Origin of the sequence: Sphaerotilus sp., assembly GCF_013299175.1 — a bacterium.
Taxonomy (GTDB): Bacteria; Pseudomonadota; Gammaproteobacteria; order Burkholderiales; family Burkholderiaceae_C; genus Sphaerotilus.
The window spans coordinates 19,715-28,611 of sequence record NZ_JAAFKF010000047.1 but is presented as its reverse complement, the minus strand read 5'-3'; the positions used below and the strand labels follow the sequence as shown (position 1 = coordinate 28,611).

Here is an 8,897-nt window from a genome sequence, read left to right as displayed (position 1 = left end):
GGTCGGCGTGGACGCCGAGTGTAGCCAAATCGACCGTCTGCAACCCTGCATAGCCGCAAGGGTTGATGCGCAGGTAGGGCGACAGGTCCATCGCCACGTTGAGCGCCACGCCGTGGTAGGTGCAGTGCTTGGCGACCTTGATACCGAGCGCCGAGATCTTGCCCAGCCCGCGGAAGGGGTCGCGCGGATCGGCCGGCCCGCGCAGCGCCCCATGCGCGAACGGGTCGTCCAGCCGCACGTAGATGCCCGGCGCGCTGGCGACGCGGTGGCCGGTGACGCCGAAGCCGGCCAGCGTGCGGATCACGGCCTCCTCGATGCGGTAGACGTATTCCTTGACGTAGATACCCTGGGGACCGATGCGCCGCAGGTCGATCAGCGGATAGGCCACCACCTGGCCGGGGCCGTGGTACGTGACCTGGCCGCCGCGGTTGGTCTGGACAATCGGCACGCCCTCGGGCGCGAAGACGTGTTCCGGCTTGCCGGCGATGCCCTGGGTGTAGACCGGGTCGTGCGCGCACAGCCAGAGTTCGTCGGGCGTGTCGGGCGCGCGGGCGTCAGTGAAGGCGCGCATCGCGGCGTAGGTCGGCTCGAAGGGCACGTGGCCAAGGAATTGCGGAACCAGCATGGCGCGGATTGTCCCACCACCCTGCCCCCACGCCCGGCTCAGAGCCGCACGGGGGTATCGGCCATCGCCAGCATCTCGTCATCGCCACGGCTGTCCCCGTAGGCGGTGATGTGGTCGGGATGACGCCCGGCCAGCCAGTCGGTGATGCGCCGGGCTTTCTCCGGGCCGAAGCAGTTGGCCCCGGCCAGCGCACCCGTGACGCGGCCCTCGGCGGTCGTCACCAGGCAGGAGCAGAGCACGGCATCGAAGCCCTGCGCCGCCGCCCACGGTTCCAGATAGACATCGAGCGAGGCGCTCACCAGCACACAGCAGTCACCGCGGGCCTGGTGTTCGCGCAGCCGTGCCACCGTCGAGGCGCGCAGCAACCCCGGCAGCGCCGTGCGGGCAAACACCGCGCCGGCCTGCTGCACCTGCGCCAGCGTCCGGCCGCCCAGGAAGTGGCCGAGCACGCGCGCCTTGGCCCGGTCGTTGGGCATCCATCCCGCCGCATAAGCGCCCAGCACCGGCGCCATCCAGACCAGCCCGCCCAGAAAACGCAGGGTGCCGCAGGTGTGGCGCAGAAAGGGCATCAGGCTGTCGCGGGTGGACAGCGTGCCATCGAAGTCGAAAAGGGCCAGACGCATGGAGACCAGCAGTGTCCGTGTCAGAGCTTGAGCCGCTTGAACACGGCCTCGGGCACCGAGGTGACGATGGCCATGATCAGCCGCCAGAAGCCCGGCAGATAGACCTCGTCGCGCCGGGCATCACAGGCCGCCACGATGCCCCGGCCCACCTGCGCCGGCGTGGCCCACAGCGCGCCCTTCTTGAACGAGGCGGTCATCGGCGTATCCACGAATCCTGGCTTGATCGTCACCACCGCCACGCCGTGTCGGTGCAGGCGGTTGCGCAGCCCCTGCAGGAACAGGCTGACCATGCCCTTGGCCGCCCCATAGACATAGTTGGACTGCCGCCCCCGGTCGCCGGCCACGGACGAAATCACCGCCAGGCAGCCGCTGCCCTGCCCAGCCAATCGGTTCGCCAGCACGGTACACAGGCTGATGACCGAGAGTGCGTTGGTGTGGATGTCGCGCAAGGTGGTGGCGACATCCGTTTCGCAGGCAGTCTGGTCGGGCAGCGTGCCCTGCGCGATGAGCACGACATCCAGACCACCGAGCCACGCCACGGCCTGCTCGATCAGCGCCGCGTGCGCGGGGAGGTCATCCAGATCGGCCGTGGTGCTGCCAATCCGCTCGGCGCCTGCGGCCCCAGCGCGCACCCGCAAGTCATCGGCCACGGCCTGCAGGCGCCCCGGATGGCGCCCGACCAGATAGACCCGTGCGCCACGCTCGGCCCACACACGGGCCGCCGCAGCGGCAATCGCCGAGGTGGCGCCAAAGACAAGAATGCGTTGCATGGGGAACCGCGGAATCCAAGAAAGACAGTGGGGACAGGCGCACAGGCAGCGCAGAGCAGCGACTCAGGCCGCCAGGCGCCGCCAGAAGCTGGAGGAAAACGCCGGATCGACATAGGCCGAGAACCGATCGAGCGCAGGATACCCGGAGAGGAACAGCGCACGCGGCATCCGTGCGTCCTTGGCCGGGTAGAGCGCACCACCCGCCGCCGCGACCACCGCATCCAGCTCGCGCAGCAACGCCAGGGTCGTTGCACCCCGGTTGGGGAAATCGAGCGCCAGCGTCGCCCCCTCGCGCGGGAACGACAGCCAGCCAGGTGAGCGGCGCGTGCCGAAGGTCTTGAACACCGCCAGGAACGAGCCTTGTCCACGCTGCCCGATGACCGAAAACAGATCGCGGGCCGCCTCGCGCATCGCCGCAGGTGGCAGGACGCACTGGTACTGGAAGAACCCGGCGCGGCCATAGAGCCGGTTCCAATGCGCCACGCCATCGAGCGGGTAGAAAAAGGGCAGGCAGTGGCTCAGCCCCTCGCGCGGGACCGGGCGGTGGTAGTAAAGGGTGTTGAAGGCCCGCAGACTCAGGCCGTTGACCAGCGAGAACGGGGGATCCAGCGGCAGTTGGCGCGCACCGGTCGGCGCGGCCACCGGTGCGCCGCCGGTGCCCACGAAGTCGGCCGCAGAGAAAATGCCCCGCCCACCGCGCAGGCAATCGACCCAGGCCACGGCGTGCGCGTGGTGCGGGCCGAGTTCGGCGTCCAGCGCCCAGTAGCCCTCCAGCCCGGAAAACCGCCGGTTGACCACGCGCAGCACCGGCTGGCTGATGCGCTCCAGCCCGATCTCCACCCAGGTGATCAACCCCGTCAGGCCCAGTCCGCCGATGGTGGCGCCGAACCAGTCGGCATGGTCGGCGGGGGTGCAGGTGCGGCGGCTGCCGTCCGAGCGCAGCAATTCGAACGCGCGCACATGGCAGCCCAGGGTGCCCGCGCCGTGGTGGTTCTTGCCGTGGACATCGTTGGCGACGGCGCCGCCGAGCGTGACAAAGCGCGTGCCGGGCGTGACCGGCAGGAACCAGCCCTGGGGCATGACCAGGGTGAGGATCTCGTCGAGCGTGACACCGGCTTCGGCGCGCAGCACACCGGTGGCGGGGTCGAAGGCGATGAAGCGGTCGAGGCCGCGTGTGCGCAGCAGATCGCCGCCGTCATTGAGGGCCACGTCGCCATAGCTGCGGCCCATGCCGTGGGGCAGCAGGCCGGGTGTGCCACTGGCGGGGATGGGCAGGGCCGCGTGGCGATCCGACAGCGCCCACTCGCGGGCGGCACGGTGCGGCGGATAGCGGCCCCAGGAGGTGGCGCCGCTCGTCATGCCGGGCAAGCGCCGTGCGACGCAGCCACCCCGCGCTGGCGCTCGCCACGCAGCACGACCGCCAGCGCCACCGCCCCGATCAGCACCGCGAACCACAGGGTGGTGAGCCGGATCAGCAGGGTGGCGGCGACCGCGGGTGCCTGCGACTGCCCGGCCCACAGCAGGAGGCCCACCATCGTGGCCTCGGTGCCGCCCAGCCCACCGGGCAGGAAACTGATCGCCCCGGCCAGCACGCCCGCCGAGTACACCAGGGACGAAAACGGCATCCCTTGCGCCGCATCCAGCCAGCCCAGCATCAGGTGAAACGCCCACGCCTCGGCGGCCCAGGCCACCAGGCTCAACCCGAAGGCGGCCAGCAGCACCAGCGGGGTGTGGCAAGCCCGCGCCTGGGCCAGCACACCTGCCAACGCCTGCACGGCGCGACCCGAGCGGCTCTGCGGCGCCAGCCGTTGCCGCAACCGGCCGTGCAGCGACCGCTGCCAGGGCACGGGCAGCATCAGCGGAGCCGACAGCGCCAGCACCAGTCCAGCGCCCGCCGCCGCCAGCAGCCATTGCCCTGGAAACGCCCCCAAGCCCACCACCACCAGCACGACCACCGCCAGCAAGTCGGAGAGCCGCTCGCTGAAGAACGCCGCCATGCTGGCCGCCACGGGCACGCCGCGCGACTTCAGGAACACCGAGCGCAGCGCCTCACCGGCCTTGCCCGGCGTGGTGGTCAGCGCAAAGCCGGCGAGGTAGATGCACAGGCTCGGCGCCACGGGCTGCGCGTGGCCCAGGACGCGCAGGTAGAGCTGCCACCGCACAAAGCGCAGCGCATAGTTCACCAGCGACAGCGCCAGCATCGCCGCCAGCCCCTGCGCACCGATCCGCGTGACCGCGCGTCCCACCTCGTCCGCCCCGGCCCACAGCGACACCCCCAGATACGCCAGCGCAGCCCCTGCCACCGACAGGATCAGCGCAGGCCAGCGCACGCCCTTGCCCAGGTTCAGGCTCATGCCAGGATCAGCATGGTCGTCAGCACCCAGCCGGCGATGGTCACCAGCAAGTGGCGGTCGGTCATCAGATCGCGTGCCGTGTCCTGGCCGCTGCCGGTGTTGTGCAGCATGAACAGGTAGCGGAACATGCCGTAGACGATGAAGGGCAGCGTGTAGATCAGTTGGTCGGTGTGGTGCAGCGCGATGGTGTCGGTGCTCACGGTGTAGAGCGCATAGGCCAGCACGGTGGCCCCCGCTGTCACGGCCAGGAACTGGTCGAGCACCTGCGGCTGGTAGGCCATCAGCACGGCACGCGTGGGCGCCCCTGCCGCCGTGCTGCTGCCCAGCAACTCGGCCCGGCGCTTGGCGAAGCCCAGGAACAGCGTCACCATCAGCCCGCACAGCAGCAGCCACGAACTCGGCTTGATGCCCAGGCCCAGCGTGCCGACCAGCAGCCGCAGCATGAACCCCAGCGAGATGGTGAAGACGTCGATGATCACCATCTTCTTGAGGTGGTGGGTATAGGCCACATTCAGTGCCGCGTAGCCGGCGACCAGGTACAGCGCCGTGGGTGACACCTGTGCAGCCAGCACCAACCCCAGCAGCACCAGCCCCGCCAGCAGCACGCCCGCCGCGCCAGGGGCCACGACACCACTGGCGATCGGGCGGAGGCACTTGGTCGGATGGCGCCGATCGTCCTCCACGTCCTGCAGATCGTTGTAGATGTAGACCGCGCTGGCCATGGCACAGAACGCACAGAACGCCAGCGTAGCCGCCACACCCGATTCGTTCCAGCGGTGTGCAAACACCAGGCCGACCAGCACAAAACCGTTCTTGATCCAGTGGTGCGGACGCATCAGCGCGGCACACCCTGCGCCCAGAGCAATCGGATCAAAGTCACGAACCGCTGTCGTCATGTGGAATCCCCTGAACAAAAAAGTCGCTGAATGCTGCTGCTCTGCTCTGCCCTGGCCGGCCGATGCCGGTCATGGCGCGCAGTTCATGTTCGATAGACGATGCTGACCAGCAGCAGGTGCACCGTTGTCCAGCAAGCGGCCGAATACACCAGCGCCTTGCGTCCCGGCACGTCCGCCCGCACCAGCGCCATGCACAGCAGCGGCCAGAAAAAGAAATCAACGTACTTGACGTAGAAGACATTGCTGGCCGCCAGGACCAGGCAGCCACCCAGGATCTGCACGCTGAGCAGCGCATTGGCACGCATGGCACCCCAGCACCAGGCCACCACCGCCGCGATCACCGCAGGACTCAGCAAGGCCATCCCGCCGAACCCGCTCAGCCGATCCGCCTCCAGCGCGTCGAACCGGGAAAAGATGAAGCCCCCGCGCTCGAACGGCGCGGACAGCGAATACATCGCCACCATCAGCGGCATCCAGCACAGCCAGCGCCGGACCAGCACCGCCAGACCCGGCCGCAGGGCACCCCGCACCGACCCGGCCATCAACGTCGGCAGCAGCATGGCCAGCGCCACCAGCCCGGTGCGCAAGCTGGGCTGCAGGTGGTCATGGAACGGCGGCGGTGTCAGTCCGCCCCAGGCCATGGCCAGCGCCGCCAGCAGGGCCACGGACACGCCACCCTGCACCAACGCGCTCCGGTAGCGCCGTTGCTGCAGATCGTCGAGCATCTGTGCCGCCACGATGGCCAGGCTGGTCTGCCGCACGGCAACCGTCAGCGGCAGCAGCCACAGCGTCATCCATCCCTGCGGGTCGCGTCCGGGTGAAGACCGGCTTGGCAAACGCCACACGGCGGAAGCCATCACCATCAGGGTGGCCAGGGTTTCCGGGTGGCCCCAGAGCGCGGGGCCGAGCTGGAACGGCGAGAAGAAGAACGCCGCCATCAGCACCAGCGACACGGTCACACCCAGGCGACTGCGCTGCGCCAGCACCCCCAGCAAGCCCGTGCTGCCCAGGTGCATCAGCAGCACGGCAGGCCGTGCCAGCTCCCCCCGGTCCAGGTGCAAGGCCCCCAGCACGGCATAGAACACCGGGCCGGACGCCGTGAGCATCTCGCGCAGGAACGTCCGCCAGGGCAACTCGACGTACTGCTGCACGGTGACGAGGTGGTATTTCTCGAAGTCCCCCTGCGCGCCATTCGATGGGTTGTAGCCCACCGCCAACAGCCACACACCGATACACCCCAACACCAGCACGGCCAGCAGCAGCGGAATGGACTGGCGCCCTGTCCGCGCGGAACCGCCTGGGCGGCCCACGCAAACATCCGATTCGGCATTCAAAACAGCGATCAGCTCTTGCATATGTAGCGCGAGGCCCGCATCGGTCAGCACCTGCGGACACGCCTCCCTGAAATAAGAAATTTCAATTCAAGACCAGATGTTATCTTTTGTGCTTGGCATGCCGATCCCCGAGATCCAGGGGCACCGGAGAACTGGTGCAGCATGTTGTGCATTCCATCCCGTTCAACGAATCTGGCATCCGTTGTTTCCGGGTGGCACCTGGGTGCGCTACTGGTACGTGCGCAGCACCCCGCCAGGCAGCGAAGTCCCTTGGGTCAGGTGTGGAGCGGATGCACAGGCGTTGGCCGACCCCAGCCGGTGAAACGCCCGTGCCCGCAGCGCGTGGGCATCCCCCAGATCACCCAGCGCGTCCAGCGTCTCGGCCGCCCGCAGGATCACCGCCACCCGCAGACCCAGGTCCGGCGTGCGCTCGGCGCGGCGGGCCACCTCGAACGCCTGGTCGCGCACCAGTTCGCGGGCGACATGGTGTTGCCCCGGATGGCCGAGCCGCGCCCACTGCCGTGACAGCCGGCACTGGCGCTCCATCAGCTCGCACTGCAGCGTCAAGCATTCAGGATGGAGGCCGCAGGCGTCGAGCGAACGCTGCGCGCGTGCCAGCAGCCATTGCACCCGCTCCAGCGACTCGCCATCGCTGATCCCTTCATCCGCCTCGATCTCGGCATCGGCTTGCGCCATTGCGGTGTCCGCGCCGTCGAGCAGCAGCCGGGCCATCTCGCGGTGGTTGCGCTCCTGGCGAGCGCGCTCCAGCCGCTGGGGCCAGCCCTCGCCACGGGTGTCGCCACCCGTGTCAGGGCGGTCGGTGCTGGTGTGTGGTTCCCTGGAAATCATGGATGCCCCCGCATCTTGGTTGCGCCGCCAGCTCAAGGGCCGGCGATCGTTGCGCGCAGGGTAGGAACGGGCGGGAACGGCGGGTACCCCGTGCCTCAGGGTGGTGCGCGTGTGCGGGGCGGTGGGCGTGGAATCCGCACGCCGGGGGCGGTGCTGCAGGGCGTCAGAGCTGGCTGTACGACAACGTCGCCAGCGTCAGACTGACCAGCGTCCAGACCACGGCACTGCGCATGAGCGCATCGCGCATCTGCGGACGTTGGCTGCCCCAGCGCACCAGCCGCATCAGCAGCAGCGGCCAGAAGAAGAAGTCGATGTCCTTCAGGTAAAGCGCCTGTCCCGTGGCGAGCACTGCAGCGCACAGCGTGATCTGCGCCGTGGAGAGCCGGTAGCCGACCAGCGATGTCCAGCTCCACGCCACCACCGCGGCCATCAGCGCCGGACTGGCCACATTCACCGCCAGCCACCCGCTGTCCAGCGTATCGAGCCGCGAGAAGATGAATCCACCACCCGCGAACGGCGCCGACACCGCATACACCGCCGTGAACACTGGCCACAGCAGCGCGAACCGGACCAGCAGCACGACGGCGCGGGTGCGCGTGTTGAGCCGGTCCCAGGCGTGCAGCCCGAGCGCCAGCAGCGTGAACGCCATCAGGAAGCCGCGGGTGTTGATCTGCGTGGCATGCTGCAGCGACGGGGGCGTGAAACCATCCCAGACACGGTAGAGGAGGTACAGCATCGCCGACGTGACCAGCAGCTTGAGCGCCATGTCCGCGTAGCGCCGCAGCCGCAGATCGTCAAGACAGGACGCCGCCACCACCGCCACGCCCGCCTGGTGGACCAGCACCGTCATCGGCAACAGCCCGATCGAGACCGAGCGGTGCGTACCCCGGCCAGCCAGCAGCGTGGCACCCAGGCCGAGCATCATCAGCAGCATCGCCAGCGCATCCGGATGGCCCCACAGCGCCGGCCCGAACTGGAACGGCGACGCAAAGAACGCCACCGACAGCAGCGCCGCCCGCTGCCACGGCGCACCGGTGCGCAGCGCGACCTGCAGCAGCAGCAGCGTCGAGAGGAGGTGCATCACCAGCCCGACGGCACGCACGCCTTCGGTCGGCAGGTACAGGCTGCCCACCAACGCGTAGAAAGCGGGACCGTAAGTGGTGTGCATCTCGTGCAGGAAGCGGTCCCAGGGCAAGGTCTGGAACTGGTGCAGCGCGACCGTGTGAAACCGCTCGAAGGCGAACTGCGCACCGTGGCTGGGGTTGTAGGACACCGCCAGCGCCATCCAGCCGAACACGATGAAGGCCAGGGTCAGCAGCGCGAGCAGATCCCAGGGTGGCTGTCCTTCCAGCACCGACGCCTCCCCTGGCGGGAATGCATCCCCCGGACTGCCCATGCTCTTCACGCTTGTCACGCCCGCCTCCTTAACACCCTGTTACGTCTGCG

At 68.9% G+C, this 8,897-nt stretch carries 9 protein-coding genes; all 9 read right to left on the bottom strand.

What is annotated here, in order from left to right:
• A partial coding sequence (gene lipB, locus QZW52_RS10070) for a lipoyl(octanoyl) transferase LipB (RefSeq protein ID WP_293998086.1) occupies positions 1 to 625 on the bottom strand: 625 nt, incomplete at its 3' end.
• A gap of 38 nt (positions 626 to 663) precedes the next feature.
• The gene (locus QZW52_RS10065; protein WP_293998083.1) at positions 664 to 1,248 is read right to left on the bottom strand and encodes an HAD-IB family hydrolase; all 585 of its coding nucleotides are present in this window, start codon (positions 1,246 to 1,248) and stop codon (positions 664 to 666) included.
• Between the two features lie 20 nt (positions 1,249 to 1,268).
• Positions 1,269 to 2,018 (bottom strand): SDR family oxidoreductase, encoded by a 750-nt coding sequence (locus QZW52_RS10060; protein ID WP_293998080.1) that lies wholly within the window; start codon positions 2,016 to 2,018, stop codon positions 1,269 to 1,271.
• 63 nt (positions 2,019 to 2,081) lie between these two features.
• On the bottom strand, positions 2,082 to 3,377 hold the full coding sequence (locus QZW52_RS10055) for an FAD-binding oxidoreductase (protein ID WP_293998077.1): 1,296 nt from the start codon (positions 3,375 to 3,377) through the stop codon (positions 2,082 to 2,084).
• Positions 3,374 to 4,372, bottom strand: a complete 999-nt coding sequence (locus tag QZW52_RS10050; protein WP_293998074.1) for a lysylphosphatidylglycerol synthase transmembrane domain-containing protein — start codon at positions 4,370 to 4,372, stop codon at positions 3,374 to 3,376. Before QZW52_RS10050 ends, QZW52_RS10055 begins: the two co-directional genes overlap by 4 nt.
• Positions 4,369 to 5,268 (bottom strand): decaprenyl-phosphate phosphoribosyltransferase, encoded by a 900-nt coding sequence (locus QZW52_RS10045; RefSeq protein ID WP_293998071.1) that lies wholly within the window; start codon positions 5,266 to 5,268, stop codon positions 4,369 to 4,371. Before QZW52_RS10045 ends, QZW52_RS10050 begins: the two co-directional genes overlap by 4 nt.
• Before the next feature lie 83 nt (positions 5,269 to 5,351).
• The gene (locus QZW52_RS10040) at positions 5,352 to 6,578 is read right to left on the bottom strand and encodes a hypothetical protein (protein ID WP_293998068.1); all 1,227 of its coding nucleotides are present in this window, start codon (positions 6,576 to 6,578) and stop codon (positions 5,352 to 5,354) included.
• A gap of 252 nt (positions 6,579 to 6,830) precedes the next feature.
• Positions 6,831 to 7,451 carry a hypothetical protein gene (locus QZW52_RS10035; protein ID WP_293998065.1) on the bottom strand — a complete coding sequence of 207 codons (621 nt, stop codon included), beginning with the start codon at positions 7,449 to 7,451 and terminating at the stop codon, positions 6,831 to 6,833.
• Positions 7,452 to 7,614: 163 nt separating this feature from the next.
• Positions 7,615 to 8,865, bottom strand: a complete 1,251-nt coding sequence (locus QZW52_RS10030) for a hypothetical protein (RefSeq protein WP_293998063.1) — start codon at positions 8,863 to 8,865, stop codon at positions 7,615 to 7,617.
• Between the last annotated feature and the right edge of the window lie 32 nt (positions 8,866 to 8,897).

Bases quoted from the DNA above. Each gene is read 5' to 3' on its own strand.
- QZW52_RS10065 (WP_293998083.1), bottom strand. From the start codon at position 1,248: ATGCGTCTGGCCCTTTTCGACTTCGATGGCACGCTGTCCACCCGCGAC.
- QZW52_RS10060 (WP_293998080.1), bottom strand. From the start codon at position 2,018: ATGCAACGCATTCTTGTCTTTGGCGCCACCTCGGCGATTGCCGCTGCG.
- QZW52_RS10055 (WP_293998077.1), bottom strand. From the start codon at position 3,377: ATGACGAGCGGCGCCACCTCCTGGGGCCGCTATCCGCCGCACCGTGCC.
- QZW52_RS10050 (WP_293998074.1), bottom strand. From the start codon at position 4,372: ATGAGCCTGAACCTGGGCAAGGGCGTGCGCTGGCCTGCGCTGATCCTG.
- QZW52_RS10045 (WP_293998071.1), bottom strand. From the start codon at position 5,268: ATGACGACAGCGGTTCGTGACTTTGATCCGATTGCTCTGGGCGCAGGG.
- QZW52_RS10035 (WP_293998065.1), bottom strand. From the start codon at position 7,451: ATGATTTCCAGGGAACCACACACCAGCACCGACCGCCCTGACACGGGT.